Source organism: Spirillospora sp. NPDC000708 (assembly GCF_040299565.1).
Lineage (GTDB): Bacteria > Actinomycetota > Actinomycetes > Streptosporangiales > Streptosporangiaceae > Spirillospora.
In genome coordinates this window covers 50,763-71,282 of the sequence record NZ_JBEPCJ010000055.1, presented here as the reverse complement: position 1 = coordinate 71,282, position 20,520 = coordinate 50,763, and the positions used below count along the sequence as shown (strand labels likewise).

General features: G+C 73.5%; 15 protein-coding genes. 8 read left to right on the top strand and 7 right to left on the bottom strand.

Annotation, left to right across the window (positions count from 1 at the left end):
* Positions 1-140: 140 nt before the first annotated feature.
* Positions 141-275, bottom strand: coding sequence for a hypothetical protein (locus ABT299_RS32400; RefSeq protein ID WP_277819903.1), 135 nt, complete (start codon positions 273-275; stop codon positions 141-143).
* Between the two features lie 232 nt (positions 276-507).
* Here ABT299_RS32400 and secA2 point away from each other — a divergent pair, with 232 nt between their 5' ends.
* Positions 508-2,841 carry an accessory Sec system translocase SecA2 gene (secA2, locus tag ABT299_RS32395; RefSeq protein ID WP_500253052.1) on the top strand — a complete coding sequence of 778 codons (2,334 nt, stop codon included), beginning with the start codon at positions 508-510 and terminating at the stop codon, positions 2,839-2,841.
* On the opposite strand, the gene ABT299_RS32390 is transcribed toward secA2, so the two are convergent.
* Positions 2,822-3,400, bottom strand: a complete 579-nt coding sequence (locus ABT299_RS32390) for a TetR/AcrR family transcriptional regulator (RefSeq protein ID WP_500253051.1) — start codon at positions 3,398-3,400, stop codon at positions 2,822-2,824. The genes secA2 and ABT299_RS32390 overlap by 20 nt on opposite strands.
* Positions 3,401-3,481: 81 nt before the next feature.
* Here ABT299_RS32390 and ABT299_RS32385 point away from each other — a divergent pair, with 81 nt between their 5' ends.
* Positions 3,482-4,552, top strand: a complete 1,071-nt coding sequence (locus ABT299_RS32385; protein WP_387031264.1) for a DMT family transporter — start codon at positions 3,482-3,484, stop codon at positions 4,550-4,552.
* Here the strand turns inward: ABT299_RS32385 and ABT299_RS32380 are convergent.
* Positions 4,473-9,152 carry an ATP-dependent helicase gene (locus ABT299_RS32380; protein ID WP_500253050.1) on the bottom strand — a complete coding sequence of 1,560 codons (4,680 nt, stop codon included), beginning with the start codon at positions 9,150-9,152 and terminating at the stop codon, positions 4,473-4,475. The two genes, ABT299_RS32385 and ABT299_RS32380, sit on opposite strands and share 80 nt — an antisense overlap.
* Before the next feature lie 118 nt (positions 9,153-9,270).
* On the opposite strand from ABT299_RS32380, the gene ABT299_RS32375 reads away from it, so the two are divergent.
* Complete coding sequence (locus tag ABT299_RS32375; RefSeq protein WP_500253049.1) at positions 9,271-10,548, top strand: alpha/beta hydrolase fold domain-containing protein; 1,278 nt, start codon at positions 9,271-9,273, stop codon at positions 10,546-10,548.
* Between the two features lie 9 nt (positions 10,549-10,557).
* Positions 10,558-10,752 carry a DUF3046 domain-containing protein gene (locus ABT299_RS32370; protein ID WP_208265106.1) on the top strand — a complete coding sequence of 65 codons (195 nt, stop codon included), beginning with the start codon at positions 10,558-10,560 and terminating at the stop codon, positions 10,750-10,752.
* 44 nt (positions 10,753-10,796) lie between these two features.
* Here the strand turns inward: ABT299_RS32370 and ABT299_RS32365 are convergent, their stop codons facing one another.
* From ABT299_RS32365 to ABT299_RS32355, 3 genes are all read right to left on the bottom strand, one after another.
* A complete protein-coding gene (locus tag ABT299_RS32365) occupies positions 10,797-11,954 on the bottom strand; it encodes a glutathionylspermidine synthase family protein (RefSeq protein WP_500253048.1) in 1,158 nt (385 codons plus the stop codon).
* 1 nt (position 11,955) lies between these two features.
* Entirely contained in the window at positions 11,956-12,273 is a 318-nt protein-coding gene (locus ABT299_RS32360; protein WP_387031254.1) for a hypothetical protein, read from the bottom strand.
* Between the two features lie 169 nt (positions 12,274-12,442).
* Positions 12,443-13,312 carry an ATP-grasp domain-containing protein gene (locus ABT299_RS32355; RefSeq protein WP_387031252.1) on the bottom strand — a complete coding sequence of 290 codons (870 nt, stop codon included), beginning with the start codon at positions 13,310-13,312 and terminating at the stop codon, positions 12,443-12,445.
* A gap of 245 nt (positions 13,313-13,557) precedes the next feature.
* On the opposite strand from ABT299_RS32355, the gene recA reads away from it, so the two are divergent.
* The 4 genes from recA to ABT299_RS32335 all read left to right on the top strand — a co-directional run bounded on the left by recA (position 13,558) and on the right by ABT299_RS32335 (position 19,131).
* Positions 13,558-14,703, top strand: a complete 1,146-nt coding sequence (gene recA / locus ABT299_RS32350; protein WP_190856228.1) for a recombinase RecA — start codon at positions 13,558-13,560, stop codon at positions 14,701-14,703.
* Between the two features lie 700 nt (positions 14,704-15,403).
* The gene (locus ABT299_RS32345; protein WP_500253047.1) at positions 15,404-16,120 is read left to right on the top strand and encodes a regulatory protein RecX; all 717 of its coding nucleotides are present in this window, start codon (positions 15,404-15,406) and stop codon (positions 16,118-16,120) included.
* 447 nt (positions 16,121-16,567) lie between these two features.
* Positions 16,568-18,139: a ribonuclease Y gene (gene rny, locus ABT299_RS32340; RefSeq protein WP_190856227.1), complete on the top strand. Its 1,572-nt coding sequence runs from the start codon at positions 16,568-16,570 to the stop codon at positions 18,137-18,139.
* Positions 18,140-18,192: 53 nt separating this feature from the next.
* Positions 18,193-19,131 carry a trypsin-like serine peptidase gene (locus tag ABT299_RS32335; RefSeq protein WP_500253046.1) on the top strand — a complete coding sequence of 313 codons (939 nt, stop codon included), beginning with the start codon at positions 18,193-18,195 and terminating at the stop codon, positions 19,129-19,131.
* A 64-nt stretch (positions 19,132-19,195) separates the two neighbouring features.
* Here ABT299_RS32335 and ABT299_RS32330 read toward each other — a convergent pair.
* On the bottom strand, positions 19,196-20,520 hold a 1,325-nt coding region (locus ABT299_RS32330), incomplete at its 5' end, for an alpha/beta hydrolase family protein (RefSeq protein WP_500253045.1).

Sequence of the window (20,520 nt, the reverse complement as noted above, 5' to 3'; positions counted from 1 at the left end):
CGCGGGGGGGGGGGGGGGGGGGGTGGGGGGGGGGGGGTTGGGGGGGCTGGGGGGGATGTGGGGGGGTACCGAGGCCCCCCCGCGGGGGGGGGGGGCGCCCGCCCGCGCGGGGGCGGCCCGCGCGGGCACTCGTCGCCCGGTTACTTCTCCTGCGCCTCGACGGTCGCGGCCTGGTCGTGGCGGCGCGGGTCGTTGAGAGCGCGGTCGATGAGGGTCTGGCTGATGATCTGACGCTTGCGCCGCTGCGCGGCGGCCCACCGTGCCGTAGGTGTCATGGTGAAACCCCGTTCCGCGGTGGCGCTCTCCCCGTGGCCACCGCAACCCCGTAATGCCTCTATGGTCTCAAACCGGCGGCTCGGGGGGATCCATCTTGGGGATGAATTCGAGGTCAGACCTCGTGCGGAGACCTCCCGGAGATCTTCCGGAGACCTTCCGCGGTGATCATGTGGAACGAGGGATCCGACCCGGCCGTTGGGGGGACCGTGACCGAGCCATCGAGGGGGCGTTATGGCGCTGCTTGACCGATTCCGACGGCTCGTCCAGAAGCCGGGAAGCGTCGATCTCGAGCCCTTCCGCGCCATCGCCGAGGAGGCCGGACGGCGCGAGGAGCGGGTCCGCGCGCTGACCGACGCGGAGCTCACCGCCGCCGCGTCCGTCCCGGACCTGGTCGCCGACCTGCCGGAGTTCTGCGCGATCGGCCGCGAGGCCGCCCGCCGCGCGATCGGCGAGCGGCCCTTCGACGTCCAGCTCACCGGCACCCTGGCGCTGCTGTCCGGGCACGTCGCCGAGATGGCGACCGGCGAGGGCAAGACCCTGGCCGGCGCACTCGCCGCCGCCGGGTACGCGCTGCGCGGCGAACGCGTCCACGTGATGTCGGTGAACGACTACCTCGCCCGCCGCGACGCCGAGTGGATGGGGCCGCTGTACGCCCTGCTCGGGGTGTCCGTCGACGCGATCGGGCAGGCGTCCACGCCGGACGAGCGGCGCGCGGCCTACGGGGCCGACGTCGTGTACGCGCCCGTCAGCGAGATCGGCTTCGACCTCCTGCGCGACCGGCTCGTCACCGACCCCGCCGACGCCGTCCAGCGGGCCGCGTCCGTCGCGCTGGTCGACGAGGCCGACTCGGTGCTGGTGGACGAGGCGATGGTGCCGCTGGTGCTGGCCGGCGCCGCCGACCTCGACCCCGCCGACCCGCGGTACGCCGACCTCGTCCGGCGGCTGAGGCCCGGCCTGCACTACGCCACCGACGAGGAGGCCCGCAACGTCCAGCTGACCGCCGCGGGCTCGCGCGAGGTCGAGCGCGTCCTCGGCCTCGACCTGTACGCCCCCGAGAACCTCGCGACGCTGACCGCCGTGAACGTCGCGCTGCACGCCGAGGTGCTGCTGCGCCGCGACGTCGACTACATCGTCCGGGACGGCGCGGTGAAGCTGATCAGCGAGTCGCGGGGCCGGGTCGCGCTGCTGCAGCGCTGGCCGGACGGCCTGCAGGCGGCCGTCGAGGCGAAGGAGGAGCTGGCGGCGTCGCCGTCCGGGGAGATCCTCGACTCGATCACCGTGCAGGAGCTGGTCGGCCGCTACCCGGTCCGCTGCGGGATGACCGGCACCGCGATGGCCGTCGCGGGGCAGCTGACCGAGTTCTACGGGCTGCAGATCGCCGTCGTCCCGCCGAACCGGCCCCGCGTCCGCGACGACGAGCCGGACCGCCTCTACGCCACCACCGCCGACAAGGAGGTCGCGGTCGTCGAGGAGATCGTCGCGGCGCACGCCGCCGGGCGGCCCGTCCTGGTCGGCACCGGCGACGTCGCCGAGTCCGAGCGGCTCGCCCGCCGGCTCGTCCGCGCGGGCGTCGACCCCGTCGTGCTCAACGCCAAGAACGACGCCGAGGAGGCCGCGATCATCGCCGAGGCGGGCGCGCCGGGCGCGGTCACCGTCTCCACCCAGATGGCGGGGCGGGGCACCGACATCCGGCTCGGCGGGGGCCCCGGCGCGCCGGTCCCCGGCACCGCGCCCGCCGAGCAGGAGGGGGCGCGGCGCGAGCAGGTCGCCGCCGCGGGCGGCCTGCTGGTGATCGGCACCGGCCGCTACCACAGCAGCCGGCTGGACGACCAGCTCCGCGGCCGCGCCGGCCGGCAGGGCGACCCCGGCGGGTCGGTGTTCTTCACGAGCCTCCAGGACGACCTCGTCACCCGCTACGCGCCCGACGAGACCTACCGGGGCCCGATCGGCGACGAGGGCCGCGTCGAGGACAAGGGCGCGCACTGGATCGTCGGCCACGCGCAGCGGGTCGCCGAAGGCGTCGACCTCGAACTGCACCGCAACACCTGGCGCTACAACCAGCTGATCGGGTTGCAGCGCCGCGAGGTGCTCACCGAACGCGACGCCGTCCTGACCGGCGACGCCGCCGACACGGCGATGGCCGCGGACGCGCCCGCCAAGCACGCCGAGCTGGTGAAGGCCGCCGGCGCCGAGGCGGTCGCGGAGGCCGCGCGGCAGGTCGTCCTGTACCAGCTGGACCGCTGCTGGGCCGAGCACCTGGCCTTCCTCGCCGAGCTGCGCGAGGGCATCCACCTGCGCTCGCTCGGCCGCGGCCTGGACCCGCTGGTCGAGTTCAACCGGGAGGCCGTCCCGGCGGGCAAGCGCCTCCTCGGCGACGCCCGCCGGCGGTCGGTGGCCGCGTTCGAGGAGCTCACCGCGACCGCGGAAGGCGTCGACCTCGACGCGGCGGGCCTCAAGCGGCCGTCCGCGACGTGGACCTACCTCGTCCACGACAACCCGTTCGGCTCCCTCGACGAGCGGGCCCTCCGCGGGCTGATCTCCATGTTCAAGGGCCGCCGCCGCTGACCTTCCCGGGCAGGAGCGCGTCGGCCGCGGCGCGGGCCTTGGCGGTGGCGTCGCGGACGCCGGCGACGCTGAACGCGACGACCGCGCCCTCGTGCAGGATGAGGAGCTGGTCGGCCAGCGTGGCGTCGGCGACGAGACCGGCGTACAGGTCCCTGACCCACGCCTTCTGCTCCGCGGCCACCGCGTGGACGGGGTGGCGGGGGTCGGGGAGCTCGGCGCAGGCGTTCACCATCGAGCAGCCGCGCCCGCATTCGGTGGACAGCCATTCCCCGAGGGCGTCGAAGGTCGCGAGGGCGCGGTCGCGGGCGCCGGGAACCGGGTCGATCCACCTGGTGAGGAAGGCCCGCCAGCGCTCGTCGCGGGCGCGCAGGTAGGCCAGGACGAGCGCCTCCTTGGAGCCGAACCGGTCGTAGACGGTCTTCTTGGTCACCCCGGCCTCGGCCGCGACGAGCTCCATGCCGACCGAGCCGATGCCGCGCTCGTAGAACAGCTCGCCCGCGACCTGGAGCACCCGCCGCGCGGCGGGGGTGAGCGGGCGTTCCCCTGCTGTGGTCGGCATCGGCGGCTCCTTCGCTCCTGGCCTCTCCCTCTGGTGCGCCAAGTTTACATACCGGTGTGGATACAGGGTAACTATACCGGTATGTATACCTCCCGAGGGATCGCCGCCGTCCCGCACCGCGACGCCCTGCTCGGCGCCGCCATCGGCACCGTCTTCGTCGTGACCTGGAGCTCCGGCTTCATCGGCGCGCAGCTCGGCGCCGGCGCCGCACCGGCGAGCACCCTGCTGGCCTGGCGGTTCATCGTCGCGGGAGGGCTGCTCCTGGCCTGGGCCGCATGGCGGCGCCCCCGCATCCCGCGCCGCGACCTCGTCCTGCACCTGATCATCGGTGCCCTCGGGCAGGGCGGCTACCTGTACGGCGTCTTCGCGGCCGCCGAGCACGGCGTCAGCGCCGGCGTCGACAACCTGATCACCGCGCTGCAGCCGCTGCTCGCCGCCGTCCTCGCCGTGCCCGTGCTCGGCGAGCGGATCACCCGGCGGCAGCTGGCCGGATTCGCCGCCGGGCTCGGCGGCGTCGCGCTCGTGGTCGGCGGCGACCTGCGCGGCGGTGCGCCGCCCTGGGCCTACGCGCTGCCGCTCGCCGCGACGCTCTGCCTCGTCGGCGCGACCCTCCTCGAACGCCGCACCCGGCCGTCCATCGGGCTCGTGGACGCCCTCACCGTCCAGGCCGGGATCAGCGCCCTGCTCTTCACCGCCCTCGCCGGCGCCACGGGCGACCTGGCCCCGCCGGCGGACCCGGCGTTCTGGACCGCCGTCGCCGTCCTCGTGGTGATGGCGATGTTCGGCGGCTACGGCCTGTACTGGGTGAACGTCCGGCGCAGCGGCGTCGGCCGCGCCTCCGCACTGCTCTACCTCACCCCGCCCGCCACCATGCTCGGCGCGTGGGCGCTGTTCGGCAGCACGCTGGCCCCGCTCTCGCTCGCGGGCGTCCTGGCGTGCGCCGCCGCCGTGGCCGTCGTGCTGCGCGCGCCGGCCGCCGGTGCCCGGCGGAGCGGCGACGGCCGCCGGGCGTCAGGGCGGTCACGGGGCAGGCGCGCAGCCGCGGCGCGGGTCAGGGGCGCAGCCGCGCGGGTCAGGCGCGCAGCCGCAGGCCCCGAGGAGTGGGGTGGAACCCCGCCGACTCCAGAGCGGCGGCGAGCGGCGAGTCGTTGATCGCCGCGCCGTCGGCGCGTTCGACGGTCAGCTTGCCGAGCGCGCCCTCGCGGACCGCGAGCGCGAGCGCGTCGACCGCCGGCTGCAGCACGTCCGGGTCGTCGTCCCAGGTCAGCAGCGTCTTGCCGCCGCGCTCCACGTACAGGACGAGGCGCCCCTCGACCAGCACGACAAGCGCGCCCGCCTTGCGGCCCGGCTTGTGGCCGCTCGCGACCTCGTCGTCGCGGTCCGGCCACGGCAGCGCGGCGCCGTACGGGTTCGCCGGGTCGGCGGCGGCGAGCACCAGCGCGCGGACGTCCGGTTTGCGCGGCGCCTCCCAGAGCGCCGAGAGGTCGTCCGGCGCGGTGCCCGACGGGCGCAGCGCGCGGAGCCGGTCGACCGCCCCGGGCAGCGCGAACTGCGCGGCGCCGAGGCCCTCGACGAAGTACCCGCGGCGGCACCGGCCGCTCTCCTCGAACGCGCGCAGCACCGGATACACCGCGGAGAACCCGCCGGGCGTGCGCTCGGCCGCCACCGCGCCGCGGATGACGATGCCGTACCGCTCCAGCAGCGCCTCCGCCAGCGCGTGCGAGCGCAGCGTCGCGGCGGTCTCGCGCGCCGGCAGCGGCCACCAGCGGCCCGCGACCGTGGGCGGGCCCGTCCTGGACGGCAGGACGGGACGGCCGCGCCGGGTCGTCCGCGACCGGTGCGTGGGACGCCCCGAGCCGAGCGCCGCCCGCAGCGGGGCGAGGGTGTCGTTGGTGAGGCGACCCGCCCAGACCAGGTCCCACACGGCGGTGGCGAGGTCGGCGTCGGTGGTGGTGACCTGCGCGTTCACCCGGTCGGAGAGGGTGCGGAAGAACAGCGCGCCGCCGCCGTCGAGGGCGTCCAGGACGGCCTGGTGCGCGGGTGTGAGGGTGATCTCGGCGGGCTCCGGCATGAGCAGCGGCGCGGTGTCGGCCAGGTACAGCGAGACCCAGCCGTCGCCGCCGGGCAGCCCGCCCTGCCCGGCCCAGACCACCTCGCCCGCGGACGTCAGCTCGTCCAGCATGGCGGGGGAGTAGCCCGCCACCCGCGACGGCAGGACCAGCGACTCCAGCGCCGACGCCGGGACCGCCGCGCCCTGCAGCTGCTCGACCGCCTGGACGAGCGCGTCGATGCCGCGCAGCCGGGACCCGCCCGCGATGCCGTGCCAGGCCGGCAGGAACCGGCCGAGCGACTCCGGCGGGGACGGCTCGACCTCGGCGCGCAGCCGGGCCAGCGACCGGCGGCGCAGCGTCCGCAGCACCCCGGCGTCGCACCACTCGCTGGTCAGCGGGCCCGCGACGGCCTCGACGGGCAGGAACTCGCCCTCGGCGACGCGACCCGCGCCCGCCAGCCGCCGGAGCGTCTCGGCGACCACGGCGGCGCCGAGCCCGAACCTGGTGGCGACGTCCCCGGTCCGGAACGGCCCGTGTGTGCGCGCGTAGCGGGAGACCAGGTCGCCGAGCGGATCGTCCACCGGTTCGAGGAACGCCTCGGGGACCCCGACGGGCAGCGGCGCGCCGAGCGCGTCGCGGAGCCGCGCCGCGTCCTCGATCGCGGCCCACCGCTCCTCCCCGGCGACGCGGACGCGGATCGCCCGGCGCGTGGCCTCGAGGTCCTCCAGCCAGCGCGACGCCGCGACCAGCACCTCCCGCGCCGGGCCCGGTTCGCCCGCCGCCTCGGGGCCGGCGCCCTCGTCGCCGGGGGCCAGGGTCGTCCTGAGGGCGACCTCGGCGGTCGTCATCGGGCCGAGGGCGCGCAGCAGGTCCGCGACGCCTTCGAGGTCGCGGGCGCGGCGGTCCGGGACGAGGCGCTGCAGCTCGCGCTCGATGTCGGCGACCGCGTCCGGGTCGAGCAGCTCCCGCAGGTCGGCCTGGCCGAGCAGCTCGGCGAGCAGCGCCGAGTCGAGCGCCAGGGCCTGGGCGCGGCGCTCCGCGAGCGGCGAGTCGCCCTCGTACATGAACGCGCCGACGTAGTGGAACAGCAGGGAGCGCGCGTAGGGCGACGGCTCCGGCGTCTCGACCTCGACCAGGCGGACCTTGCGGCCGGACATGTCGCGCATCAGCTGGACGAGGCCGGGGACGTCGAACACGTCCTGCAGGCACTCGCGCATCGTCTCCAGCACGATCGGGAACGACGGGTACTTGCTCGCGACCGCCAAAAGCTGCGCGGCGCGCTGGCGCTGCTGCCACAGCGGCATCCGCTTGTCGGGGCGGCGGCGCGGCAGCAGCAGGGAGCGCGCCGCGCACTCGCGGAACCGCGCCGCGAACAGCGCCGAGCCGCCCAGCTCGTCCACCACGATCCGCTCGATGTCGTCGGCGTCGAACACCGCGAGGTCGAGGCTCGGGGGCTCGTCCATGTCGGGGATGCGGATGACGATGCCGTCGTCGGCGTGCATGGCCTGCGCGTCGACGCCGTACCGTTCGCGGAGCCTGCCCGCGATGGCCAGCGCCCACGGGGCGTGCACGCGCGCGCCCAGCGGGGAGTGGACGACCATGCGCCAGTCGCCGAGCTCGTCGCGGAACCGTTCGACGACCATCGTCCGGTCGTCGGGGACGTGCCCGGTGGCCTCCCGCTGCTCGCCCAGGTACGACACGAGGTTCCCAGCGGCCCAGTCGTCGAGGCCCGCCGAGGCGACGCGCTCGCGGGCCGCCTCGGCGGGCAGCTCCGCCAGCTCGCGGGTGAACGCGCCCAGCGCCCGCCCCAGCTCGGCGGGTCGGCCCAGCGCGTCGCCGTGCCAGAACGGCAGCTTGCCGGGCTGGCCGGGGGCGGGCGAGACCAGGACGCGGTCGGGGGTGATGTCCTCGATCCGCCACGAGCTGGCGCCCAGCACGAACACGTCGCCCACCCGCGACTCGTAGACCATCTCCTCGTCGAGCTCGCCGACGCGGGACGACTTCTCGCCCACCAGGAACACCCCGAACAGGCCGCGGTCGGGGATGGTCCCGCCGCTGGTCACGGCGAGGCGCTGCGCGCCGGGGCGGTCGTGCAGGACGCCGGTGACGCGGTCCCAGACCAGGCGCGGGCGCAGCTCGCCGAACTCGTCGCTGGGGTAGCGCCCGGCGAGCATGTCGAGGGTCGCCTCCAGCGCCGACCTCGGCAGCGTCGCGTACGGGGCGGCGCGCTTGACGAGGGTCTCCAGGTCGTCGACGGTCCACTCGTCCATGGAGACCATCGCGACGATCTGCTGCGCGAGCACGTCGAGGGGGTTGCGCGGGTAGTGCAGCTCCTCGATCTCGCCGCCGCGCATCCGCTCGGCCACCACGGCCGTCTGGACGAGGTCGCCCCGGTACTTGGGGAAGATGACGCCCTTGGACACCGCCCCGACCTGGTGCCCGGCGCGGCCGACCCGCTGCAGGCCGCTGGCCACCGACGGCGGCGACTCCACCTGGACGACCAGGTCGACCGCGCCCATGTCGATGCCCAGCTCCAGGCTGGAGGTGGCGACGACGGCCGGGAGGCGGCCCTCCTTGAGCGCGTTCTCGATCCCGGCCCGCTCCTCCTTGGAGACGGACCCGTGGTGCGCGCGCGCGATCTCCTGCGGCGCGCCCCGCGCCGAGCCCGCCTCGGCCATCAGCTCGGCGGGGGAGTGGTTCTCCGGCAGCGGCTCGCCGGTCGCGCGCTCGTAGGCGAGCTCGTTGAGGCGCCCGCAGAGGCGTTCGGCCAGGCGCCGCGAATTGGCGAACACCAGCGTCGAGCGGTGCGCCTGGATCAGGTCGAGGAGCCGGTCCTCCACGTGGGGCCAGATGCTGCGCTGCCGCGGGTCGGCGGTGCCGGACTCCGCGACGAACTGCCCCACCTCGCCCATGTCCTCGACCGGGACGACGATGTCGAGGTCGAACACCTTGTCCGAGCCCGGCTGCACGACCGACGCGGGGCGCGTCCCGCCGAGGAACGCCGCGACCTCCTCCGGCGGGCGGACGGTCGCCGACAGGCCGATCCGCTGCGCGGGCCGGTCCAGCAGGGCGTCCAGGCGCTCCAGGGACAGCGCCAGGTGCGCGCCGCGCTTGGTGCCCGCGACGGCGTGCACCTCGTCGACGATCACCGTCTCGACGCCGCGCAGCGACTCGCGGGCGCGCGAGGTGAGGATCAGGAACAGCGACTCCGGCGTGGTGATCAGGATGTCCGGCGGCTTCACGGCGAGCCGGCGGCGCTCGTCGGCCGGGGTGTCGCCGGAGCGCATCCCGACCCGGACGTCCGGTTCGGGCAGGCCGAGCCGGCGGGCGGCGTGCCGGATGCCGGTGAGCGGCGCGCGCAGGTTGCGCTCCACGTCGACGGCCAGGGCCTTCAGCGGCGAGACGTACAGCACGCGGCAGCGGCGCAGCGGGTCGGCGGCCGGGACGGACCGGCCCTCCGGCGCGGCCTCGCCGGCCTCGTCCGCGCCGTCGGCCGGCGGCGGGCCGGCGGTGAGTCGGTCGAGCGACCACAGGAACGCGGCGAGCGTCTTGCCGGACCCCGTCGGCGCCACCACCAGGGTGTTGTCGCCGCCGGCGATCGACTCCCACGCGCCGGCCTGCGCGGGGGTGGGTGCGGCGAAGGCCCCGGCGAACCAGGCACGGGTCGCCGGGGAGAAGCGTTCGAGCACGTCACCGCCCATGGCGCCATACTGCCTCGCGGGTCCGACAGAATGCGCCCACGTGGCGCGCGTCACGTTGTAAGCAAGCGCTTGTATGGGCATGGTCTACCGGAAGGACGCATGCCGCCAAGGAGTCGAGATGCCCTACCTGCTGCTGGCCCTCGGGATCCTGTTCGTTCTTCTCGCGGCCAACGCGCACGCCCCCCGGCACAGCGCGCTCCTGCTGGTGCCGAGCTTCTTCTCCGGCTGGCTCACCATCGAGATGGCCCCGCACCTGCTCGTCACCGAGATCGCCGCGCTCTCCCTCACCGCCGCCTACGGCGGACTGGGCGGCTGGGCCGGCTGGGCGGGCCTCGCCCTCGGCGTCCTCGGCGCCGCCGGGACCGTCGCCATCATCCTTGCGTCCCGCCGTACCGTCGTCACGCTCCGGGAGAGCGGGGCGCCCCTCGACCTCGACCCGGACGGCGCACCGCGCTTCCCCTTGGCGCCCCTGATCGTCCCGCCGCTGTGCCTGATCCCGCGCAAGGGCGTGAAGGTGCAGCGCAACGTCGTCTACCACCAGGACGGGCGACTGCGCCTGAAGCTGGACGTCTACAGCCCTGCCGGAGACGGCCCGGCGGAAGGGCTGCGCCCGGGGCTGATGCAGATCCACGGCGGCGCGTGGGTCATCGGCGACAAGCGCGAACAAGGGCTGCCCCTGCTCAACCACATGGCCGTCCAAGGATGGGTCGGCTTCAACGTCAACTACCGCCTCAGCCCGCGCGCCACCTGGCCGGAGCACCTGATCGACCTCAAGCGCTTCCTGGCCTGGTACAAGGAGCACGCCGAGGAGTACGGCGCCGACCCCGACTTCCTGTGCGTGACGGGCGGCTCGGCGGGCGGCCACCTCACCGCGATGGTGGCGCTCACCGCGAACGTGCCCGACTTCCAGCCGGGCTTCGAGGACGCCGACACCTCCGTCCAGGGCGCCGTCCCCTTCTACGGCGTCTACAACTTCGTGGACGCCGGCCCATGGCCGGTCCCCATGGGCTCCACCCGGCTGGTGGAGAAGATGGTCGTCAAACTGCCCTTCGAGGAGAACCGCGAGGTGTACGCCAAGGCCTCGCCCGTCACCTACATCCGCAAGGACGCCCCGCCCTTCTTCGTCATCCACGGCACCCACGACTCGCTCATCCCCGTCCTGGAGGCGCGCCGCTTCGTCGAACGGCTGCGGGACGTCTCCGAGGCGCCGGTCATCTACGCCGAGATGAAGGGCGGGCAGCACGCCTTCGACGTCTTCCCCTCCTACCGGACGGCCCGCGTCGTCGAAGGCGTCGAGCGCTACCTGACCGGCCTGCACCGCCAGTACCGCCAGGGGACCGGCCCCGCCGTCCCCGGCGAGATCGCGCGGTCCTTGGACGGCCCGCCCGTCGGATAGCGTGGACGCGTGCGTCTAACAGTCTTCTGGGATCGGATGAACCAGCAGTTCGGCGAGGCCTACGCCCAGAGCGTGGCCAAGGACTACGTCATGGCCGAACTGGGCGGGCGCACCATCGAGCAGGCGCTCGCGGACGGCGAGCCCGCCAAGCGGGTCTGGCAGGCCGTCGTCGCCACCTTCGACGTCCCCTCCAGGCTCCAGTAACGCCGCACCGCGCCTCGGAGAGCGCCGCAGGCCGCCGCAGGCCGCTACAGGGCGATGCGGTGCGGGACGAACGACGACGTGTCATCGGTGATGAGCCCCGACGTCTCGCGGATGCCCACGCCCGCCGACCCGTCCTCGATCACCCACGCGCCGAGCACCGGGTGCTCGCCGTCGAAGTCCGGCAGCGCACAGAACTCCTGGAAGACGAACCCCTCCGCGCCGTAGTCGCCCTGGGTGCGCTGCTCGCTGCCGTCCGGCGCGACGATCCGCATGCTCGCGCCCTCCCGCCCCAGGAGCGGCTTCTGCACGTAAGAGGTCAGGCCCGAAGGCGTGTTCAGGTACGCCGGCAGCAGGTTCGGATGCCCCGGGAACAGCTCCCACAGCAGCACCAGCAGCGCCTTGTTCGACAGGACCATCTTCCAGATCGGCTCTATCCAGGACGTCGGCGCGCTCGGGATCTCCCGCCCGAACGGCTCCGCCACGATCCATTCCCACGGGTAGAGCTTGCAGAGCGTGCGGATCTCCTGCTCGTCCATGTCGACGAACCGGCGCCGCGACCTATCCCAGCCGATGTCCTCCATCGCGATCGCCACGCCCGGCAGGCCCGCCTCCTCGGCGGTCTCCTGCATGTAGGCGATCGTCATGACCTCCTCGCCGGTCTCGTCCTCCGTGGTCCACGCGAAGTGCACCGGCCCGCCGCCGAGCTTCGGCACGAGGTCCTTCCACCGGGCGACCATCCGCTCGTGGATGGAGTTCCACTGGTCGTCATTGGGATACACGTCCTGCAGCCAGTACCACTGCACCACCGAGCTCTCGACGAGCGCGGTCGGCGTATCGGCGTTGTACTCCAGCAGCTTGGCGGGACCGTGGCCGTCATAGCGGAGGTCGAACCGTCCGTACAGGTGCGGGTCGCGCCGCCGCCACGACTCCTCGACGAGGGGCGCCACCCAGTCGGGTATGCCGAGCACGTGGTAGCGGCCCGTGCTGACGACGTGCTCGACCACCTGCAGGCACATCTCGTGCAGTTCCTCGACGACGGCCTCTAGCGCCAGCACCTCGTCCATGTCGAAGACGTAGTGGACGGACTCGTCCCAGTAGGGACGGGTCAGGTGCTCGGGGTGCGCGGTCCGGTGGAACGCCAGCCCGTGCGCCTCGACCTTCTCGGCCCACCCGTCCCTCGGCGTCGAACGCATCCGGCGCACATCAGCTCCCGCTCTTGCCGCTGCCGCCGAAGCCGCCCCGGCTCAGCGTCTTCCCGCTACCGGACTTGATCTTCCCCTTGCTCGGCCGGTACTGGCTGCCGCCCGAGACGAAGCCGTTCGAGCCGCGCTTGCCGCCGTAGTACCAGAAGTAGCGGTTGTAGGAGCCGGTCCCCCCGCCGTCGATGTCGTCGACGTCGCAGTACCGGTCAGGGACCACCTTGTAGCCGCCCTTGCCGGACGGCGCGTTGCGGTCGACGCACCGCGCCGTGGTGGAACTGGAACCGCAGGCGACCAGGGTCAGCGACAGCGCGCTCACCATTCCCACCTTGACGGTGCGGGAACTGAGCCGGCGACGGGGCTCCTGAGGAGGCAAGGGGAACACGTCCTTCGCGAAGGGGCTGAACAGCGGCCACAGCCTAGAGGCGGCCCAACATGGGACGGAAGAGGGCATATGCCGGTTCCGTCACGCCCCGGACACGCGCCGTGCGTCAGTCCGGGACCGGCAGGTGCGCGTACAGGTCCATCGCGTCCACCGACGCGGGCAGGTCGCTGACCTGGCCGTCGCCGACCTCCACGACCCGCCACTCGCCGTCGGTGCGGCGCGCCAGGTCGGTCGTGATGAAGCGGCAGCCCAGCGCCCGGACCGCGTGCGCGACCGCGTCCAGTTCCGGATCGGGCTCCAGGCCCGGCGTGTCCGGATGCGGCCCCACGAGGGCGGGCTCCCCGTCCACCCACCACACGCGCGCCTCGCCCTCGCCGTCGTAGGACTCGAACTCGCGCACCACGAGGCCGCCCGCCAAGTACTCGTCCTGCAGGGCGATCATCTTGGCGGCCACGTCGCGCAGCCGCGCGAGGTTCTTCACGTCCGGGACGAAGCACGCCTCGTCCCACTCGTGCTTGCGCGACTTCACGTAGTCCTTGACCACCCCGGGGCCGCCGCGCAGCGGCCGGACCAACTCGGCGAGCGCGTTCAGGTCGCCCGGGTCCTGCCCGGGTGAGAGAGGGCGCCACACGCTGTTCGGTGTCAGCCCGGCGAACGTGTCGTGCCAGCCGGGCAGCTCGTGCGCGCGCGTGTAGTCGTCGGGATGCGTCAGCAGCACCGTCCCGCGTTGCTTCAGGGCGGCGGCCATCGCGGCGTACTCCGGGCCGGTGACCATCCAGCCGCGATACCAGACGGGGCCCAGGTCGGCGGGGACCGCGCGGATCGCCGCCTCCACGTCCCCGCGCCGCAGCGCGTCGTGGTCCAGCAGCGCCGTCTCGCCGTAGTGGTCCCGCACGGCCGCGGCCTCGCGTGCATAGTGGGGGTCAACGCGCCGGGGGTGGATCGGATCGACGCAGAAGAGGACGGTCAGCGTCATGATGGAACCCTCCGTTGACGGCGCCAGCGTACGGGGTCCGGACCACGGCGCGCACGGTGATTCCCACCCGAATCGGTGCACCGGGCGATGATCGAACGAGTGTTCGGTAAGCTGACCTCGGCCGGTGTCGTCGTCCACAACCGCGCCCGCATCTCGAAAGTGTCGGTGGCCCGCCGTAACGTCGCCCTCGACATCGCAGACCAGCGGCCGAGAGCCGACAAGTCACAACGAGAAGGACATCTCACATGGCAGCGAACGACCGGGAGAAGGCTCTCGAGACCGCACTCGCCCAGATCGAGCGGCAGTTCGGCAAGGGCTCGGTCATGCGGATGGGCGAGGAGGCGCGGGCACCCGTCGAGGTGATCCCGACCGGCGCGATCTCCCTCGACATCGCGCTCGGCATCGGCGGCCTGCCCCGCGGCCGGGTCGTCGAGGTGTACGGCCCCGAGGGCTCCGGCAAGACCTCCATCGCCCTGCACGCGGTGGCCAGCGTGCAGAAGAAGGGCGGCATCGCCGCGTTCGTCGACGCCGAGCACGCCCTCGACCCCGAGTACGCCGCCAAGCTCGGCGTCGACATCGACGCCCTGCTCGTCTCCCAGCCCGACACCGGCGAGCAGGCCCTGGAGATCACCGACATGCTGATCCGCTCCGGCGCGATCGACATCGTCGTCATCGACTCCGTCGCCGCGCTCGTCCCGCGCGCCGAGATCGAGGGCGAGATGGGCGACAGCCACGTCGGCCTCCAGGCCCGCCTCATGTCGCAGGCGCTGCGCAAGCTCACCGGCGCGATCAACCAGACCAAGACCACCGCCATCTTCATCAACCAGCTGCGCGAGAAGGTCGGCGTCATGTTCGGCTCGCCGGAGACCACCACCGGCGGCCGCGCGCTGAAGTTCTACGCCTCCGTCCGGCTCGACGTGCGCCGCATCGAGACCCTCAAGGACGGCACCGAGGCCGTCGGCAACCGGGTCCGCGTCAAGGTCGTCAAGAACAAGATGGCCCCGCCGTTCCGGGTCGCCGACTTCGACCTGCTCTACGGCCAGGGCATCAGCCGCGAGGGCGGCCTCATCGACCTCGGCGTGGAGCACGGCTTCGTCCGCAAGTCCGGCGCCTGGTACACCTACGACGGCGACCAGCTCGGCCAGGGCAAGGAGAACGCCCGCAACTTCCTCAAGGCCAACCCGGACATGGCCGACGGGATCGAGAAGAAGATCAAGGAGAAGCTCGGCATCGGGCCGAAGGTCGACAAGGAGGCCGAGCCGGCCGCCGTGCCGGTGGACGGCGCCCCCGCGCCCGCAGCCGCGCCCGCCGCGCCCGTCACGGCCGCCGCCACCGGCCGCGCCGCCGCCGGGAAGAAGGCCAAGGCGGGCAAGGCCGCGGGCGATTCCTGACGGCGAATCCCCCGTTCCGGGTGACTCTTGACGAAGAGTGAGCGATGATCTCGTATGCAGGGCGGCGGCGCCCCACCGCGCACCGGCGCGCCGATGCGCGGACCTTCCCCAACGGCGCCGTCGCTCTAGTTAATTCGCCTTGCCCTTGGCGGTCGGGCGTTGGACGCCCTCCCTTCGGCGGGCAATGCGTGCGATCGCTGCATCGCTCCGACTCGCCCTGGGGGCTCGCTGCGCGATCGGATTCTCGCTTCGCTTGAATCCGGCTTCGCTCGCGATCGCGACGGCCGAGGTCACCGCGTGGCCGGGCACAAACCCTGTCGCCGGTTGCGGCGGGCGGTCCCGGCCCGGGCGTGGGCGCGACGGTCAAGGTGGTCGAGGCGGCCCAGGTTGCCGCGTGGCCGGGCACAAAGCCTGACGGCGGTTGCGGCGGGCGGTCCTCGCTCGGCAGTGCGACGGTCGGAGTCGGCGCGTGGCCGGGCGAAAACCTTCGCCGGTTGCGGCGGGCGGTTCTGGCCCGGGCGTGGGCGCGACGGTCGAGGCGGTCGGTCGTCGCGTGGCCGAGCAGAAAGCCTGTCGCCGGTTGCGGTGGGCGAGCCTTCACTCGTCAGCGCGACGGGCGGGGGCGTTGTGGGGCGGGCATGCTCTGACATTGGTCGTGGACGATTCTTGGCGCTCGTGAGCGCGACGGGCGGGACGCCGCGTGAAGCGGCGCGCCGCCGGCGTCGAGTGCTTCCAGCCGGTCTTGATCGGGGCGGTCGAGGCGCGGGGCTGGGTGATGGGCCCGGCGGCGGTGCGACGGGGGTGGACGCGGGAGGTGAGCGGTCTGGAGGGGCAGGGCATGGACGGGCGTGGTGGGCGGCGGCGGGGCGGGGCGCGTGAGAAGGCGGAGTCCGCCCGGCGGGCGCCCGCGGACCCCGAGGCCGCGGCACGGGAGGTGTGCCTGCGGCTGCTGACGTCCTCGCCGCGCACCCGCGCGCAGCTCGCGGACGCCCTGCGGCGCAAGGACGTCCCCGACGACGTGGCCGAGAAGGTCCTCGGCCGGTTCACCGACGTCGGCCTCATCGACGACGAGGCGTTCGCCCGCGCCTGGGTGCAGTCCCGGCACGCCGGGCGCGGCCTGGCCAAGCGCGCCCTCGCCGCGGAGCTGCGCCGGCGCGGCGTCGCGGACGAGACCGTCAGCGACGCGGTCGAGGCCCTCGACCCGGGCCAGGAGGAGACGACCGCGCGGGCCCTGGTCGACCGCAAGCTGTCCGGCACCCGCGGCGTCGACCCCGCCAAGCGCATGCGCCGGCTCGTCGGCATGCTCGCCCGCAAGGGCTACCCGCCGGGCCTGTCCTACCGGGTCGTCAAGGAGGCCCTCGCCGACGAGGGCACCGACCCGGACGCCTTCCCCGACGAGCCGCCACCGCTCGACTGACTCTGCCCGATCTGTTCCGGTCGGGGGGCGACACGCCGGAAATGACGGAAGGGCTGACCGTGCGCCGCCCCCTCCCTGACTCCGGCGCCGGAAGATCGGGCAGGTGGCGCGGGGTGCGGGCGGTCGGATGGACCGGTAAGGGAGGACTCACGCCGACGTTCGGTTAGTCCGGAATGCCCGGCGTTTGCTTGCTCATTACCTCCATGCCGCTTACCGTTACGGCAGTGAGGAGTTACTCCGCGTCTCGCGGATTGCCATACGACCGAGCACGTTCCAGCAGCTGAGAGGCATACAGGACACGTTCGTCGACCGGAACCGGCCGTAACGCCCGGGCGCACCGCGCGGCCCGGCGGTGCCGTGTACCCGGCCGTCGGCCTGGCGCGAGTAAATCCTCGCTAGTCAGGGCCCCGATCCCGGGCGGGCCCGCGGCGAGGAAGGATCTGCCTCATGGAGAGCGTCCTGCTGGGTGCAGCGTTGCTGGTGACCCTGGTCGCTCTCGTCATCGTCATCCTGTGGCGTCCCGGCGTGCCCGGTAAGGCCGCCGCGGAGATGGCGCGCGCGCGGGGCGAGGCGGACGAGATCCGGGGGCGGGCCAAGCAGGAGGCCCGCGAGGCGCGTGAGCGGGCCGAGGCGCAGGCGGAGCGGATCGCCGCGTCGGCGCGCGCGGACGCCGAGGAGGAGGCCCGGGCCCTCCGCGACGACCTGCGGACCGCCAGGGAGGACCTGGAACGCCGGGAGACCCGGCTCGCGGAGCGGGAGCAGCGCCTGGACGGCGAGATGCGCCGGCTCCAGGAGTGGGCGGACCGGCTCGCCGAGACCAAGCGGACCCTGGAGGCGCGCAAGAAGGAGCTCGCCGAGGTCGAGGACGAGCGCCGCAAGGTGCTGGAGCGCGCGGCCGGACTGACCGCCGAGCAGGCCAAGGGCGAACTGGTCGCGGCGATCGAGAACCAGGCCAAGCGGGAGGCCATCCCGATCACCCGGGAGATCGAGAACGCGGCGCGGGCGGAGGGCGACAAGCGCGCCCGCAAGATCGTGACGCTGGCGATCCAGCGGGTGGCCAGCGAGCAGACCGCCGAGTCGGTCGTGTCGGTCCTGCACCTGCCGAGCGACGAGATGAAGGGCCGGATCATCGGGCGCGAGGGCCGCAACATCCGCGCGTTCGAGACCACCACCGGGGTGAACCTCATCATCGACGACACGCCCGAGGCGGTGCTGCTGAGCTGCTTCGACCCGGTGCGCAGGGAGGTCGGCCGGCTGACCCTGGAGAAGCTCGTGCTGGACGGGCGGATCCACCCGCAGCGGATCGAGGAGGTCTACGAGCGCAGCCGGAGCGACGTCGAGCAGCGGTGCGTGCGGGCCGGCGAGGACGCGCTCGTGGAGGTCGGCATCGCCGACATGCATCCGGAGCTGATCGCGCTGCTCGGCCGGCTGCGGTACCGGACGTCCTACGGGCAGAACGTGCTGAAGCACCTCATCGAGTCCGCGCACATCGCCGGGATCATGGCGAGCGAGCTGCGGCTGCCGGCGGACGTCGCCAAGCGGTGCACGCTGCTGCACGACATCGGCAAGGCGCTCACGCACGAGGTGGAGGGCAGCCACGCGCTCATCGGGGCGGAGATAGCGCGCCGGTACGGCGAGGACGAGGACGTGGTGCACGCGATCGAGGCGCACCACAACGAGGTCGAGGTCCGCACGGTGGAGGCGGTGCTGACGCAGGCGGCGGACGCGGTGAGCGGCAGCCGCCCGGGGGCGCGCCGGGAGTCGCTTGAGGCCTACGTCAAGCGGCTCGAGCGGCTGGAGCAGATCGCCCGGGAGAAGCACGAGGGCGTGGAGAAGGTCTTCGCGATGCAGGCGGGCCGGGAGATCCGGGTGATGGTGAAGCCGGACTCGGTGGACGACATCCAGGCGCAGGTCATCGCGCGCGACATCGCCAAGCAGGTGGAGGACGAGCTCACCTATCCCGGGCAGATCCGGGTGACCGTGGTGCGCGAGTCCCGGGCGATCGAGTTCGCGCGCTGACCGGTGTGATCGTTCCCGTTGTGCGGGGGCGGGGAGATCGGTAGTTTTGCGCGATGCGCAATCGGTGGATGCGGTGGACGGCCGCGGGCGGCGCCTGCGCCGGCATCGTCGCGGCGGGCGCCGTCACGGTCTGGTACTCGGCGGGCGACGCCCAAGGGCGCACGGTGGCCGACACGTCCGCGAGCATGCGGATCAGCGCGGCCGACGCCGGCGACGCGTCCCGCTACTGGACGGCGAACCGGATGGCCGCGGCGACGCCTATCGACCGCCCGAACGGCGGCGCGTCCGGGCGGTCGCTGTCGGCGCAGTCGATCGTGCAGTCCAAGGCGTTCGCCGGGGTGCCGACGATCGGCGCGCTGTTCTTCAACAACGGCCAGGGCGACCACTTCTGCACCGCGAGCGTAGTGCAGAGCTCGTCGCAGCGGCTGCTGATCACGGCGGCGCACTGCCTGCACGGCGGCAAGGGCAAGCAGTACGCGACGAAGGTGGCGTTCGTTCCCAAGTACGACCGGGGGAAGCGGCCCTACGGCACGTGGACGGCCAAGATGCTGCTGGTCGACCAGCGCTGGATCACCAGCACCGACCCCGACCTCGACTTCGGGTTCATCGCGCTGAACGACCGGAGCGGCAAGACGATCCAGAAGGCGGTCGGCTACAACAAGCTCGCGATCAACCAGGGCGCCGGTAAGACGGTGAACGTGGCCGGCTACCCGAAGATCGCCTTCGACCCGCGCGACCGGCCCATCTACTGCCGGACGAAGACGGCGCAGCAGGCCAAGTTCCAGATCCGGATGGACTGCACGGGCTTCTACGGCGGCACGAGCGGCAGCCCGTGGCTGCTGAACTACAGCTACACGACGCAGAAGGGCGACATCAACGGCGTCATCGGCGGCTACCAGGGCGGCGGCTACACGGCGTCCCGGTCGTACTCGGCGTACTTCGACAGTGACGTCTACAACCTGCGCGCCGCCGCCGACAAGCGCGCCATCTGACCCGCCCCCTGACGGTCCTGCCCCGTCCGCCGCGACCTGCCGGCGGACGGGACGGTGAAGGGGCTCAGGCCACCGTCAGGTCGATGGGGGCGACGCCCCGCGGCTCGAACCCGAGGGTCTGGCCGTAGAACGCGAGCTCGGCCTCCAGGCACGCGATGACGGTGTCGGCGCGGCGGAAGCCGTGCGACTCGCCCTCGAACGTCAGGTAGGCGTACGGCATCTTCTTGTTGGCGAGCGCGACCGCGAACCGCTCGGACTGGTCCGGCGGCACCACCGGGTCGTTCAGGCCCTGCAGGAGCAGCACCGGGCAGGCCGTCCGGTCGGCCCGGTTGAGCGGCGAGCGCTCCTCGTAGGCCCGCTCGAAGCCGGGCAGCGGGCCGATCAGCCCGAACAGGTAGTGCGACTCGAAGTCGTGCGTGGCCGCGGCGAAGCTCTGCAGGTCGCTGATCCCGAAGTAGGACGTGGCGGCCTTGAACAGGTCGGTCTGGGTGGCGGCGGCGAGCGTCGTCCAGCCGCCCGCGGAACCGCCCCGGATGGCCAGCCGCGCCGGGTCCGCGATGCCGCCGTCGACGAGCGCCTGAGCGGCGGCTATGGCGTCCTCGACGTCCACCACGCCCCATTGGCGGCGCAGCCGCTCGCGGTAGGCGCGCCCGTACCCGGTCGAACCGCCGTAGTTGACGTCGATGACGCCGATGCCGCGGCTGGTGAAGTAGCAGCGTTCCAGGTCGAGGTCCTTGGAGACCCGGCCGGTCGGGCCGCCGTGCACGAATACCACGTAGGGCGGCAGCTCGCCCTCGGGGGCGGCGGCCTCCGGGTTGGTCGGCGGGAACACGTAGGCGTGGACGGGGCGCCCGAACGGGCCTTCGAGGCGCTCGGTGCGCGGCTTCGACAGGTACGCCACGTCGGGCAGCTCGGCGAGCTCCCGGCGGAGCCCCTCGACGCGGCCCGTGGTGGTGTCGACGCGCACCACCGACGTCGGCAGGTCGGGGCCGCCCGCGATGCCGACGATCGTGGTGCCGTCGGCCGACAGCTGCGGGTGCCAGTCCTCGTACGGCACCTCGACGTCGACCAGGTCGAGCGTCTCGGGGTCGTAGATGCCCAGCCGCATGTCGCCCTCGCCGTGCAGGACGGCGAGGCGCCCGTCGTCCAGCAGCGCGTACGGCATGCCGCCGAGCTGCCAGAGCGCCCCGGTGAACTCCTCCTCGGCCGGGTACAGCGCCTGCGGGGACTCGCCGTGCAGGCCGACCTGGTAGATGTTCCACCAGCCGGGCCAGTCGGAGATGACGTAGAGGGACTCGTGGGGGGGGGCCAGGGGGGGGGGGGCCCGCGCGGTGTGGGCGCCCGTGTGGGTGCGCGGCGCGTGCCGGGGTGCGGGCGGGGTTGGGGCCC

Bases quoted from the DNA above. Each gene is read 5' to 3' on its own strand.
- ABT299_RS32400 (WP_277819903.1), bottom strand. From the start codon at position 275: ATGACACCTACGGCACGGTGGGCCGCCGCGCAGCGGCGCAAGCGTCAG.
- secA2 (WP_500253052.1), top strand. From the start codon at position 508: ATGGCGCTGCTTGACCGATTCCGACGGCTCGTCCAGAAGCCGGGAAGC.
- ABT299_RS32390 (WP_500253051.1), bottom strand. From the start codon at position 3,400: ATGCCGACCACAGCAGGGGAACGCCCGCTCACCCCCGCCGCGCGGCGG.
- ABT299_RS32385 (WP_387031264.1), top strand. From the start codon at position 3,482: ATGTATACCTCCCGAGGGATCGCCGCCGTCCCGCACCGCGACGCCCTG.
- ABT299_RS32380 (WP_500253050.1), bottom strand. From the start codon at position 9,152: ATGGGCGGTGACGTGCTCGAACGCTTCTCCCCGGCGACCCGTGCCTGG.
- ABT299_RS32375 (WP_500253049.1), top strand. From the start codon at position 9,271: ATGCCCTACCTGCTGCTGGCCCTCGGGATCCTGTTCGTTCTTCTCGCG.
- ABT299_RS32360 (WP_387031254.1), bottom strand. From the start codon at position 12,273: ATGGTGAGCGCGCTGTCGCTGACCCTGGTCGCCTGCGGTTCCAGTTCC.
- ABT299_RS32355 (WP_387031252.1), bottom strand. From the start codon at position 13,312: ATGACGCTGACCGTCCTCTTCTGCGTCGATCCGATCCACCCCCGGCGC.
- recA (WP_190856228.1), top strand. From the start codon at position 13,558: ATGGCAGCGAACGACCGGGAGAAGGCTCTCGAGACCGCACTCGCCCAG.
- rny (WP_190856227.1), top strand. From the start codon at position 16,568: ATGGAGAGCGTCCTGCTGGGTGCAGCGTTGCTGGTGACCCTGGTCGCT.
- ABT299_RS32335 (WP_500253046.1), top strand. From the start codon at position 18,193: ATGCGCAATCGGTGGATGCGGTGGACGGCCGCGGGCGGCGCCTGCGCC.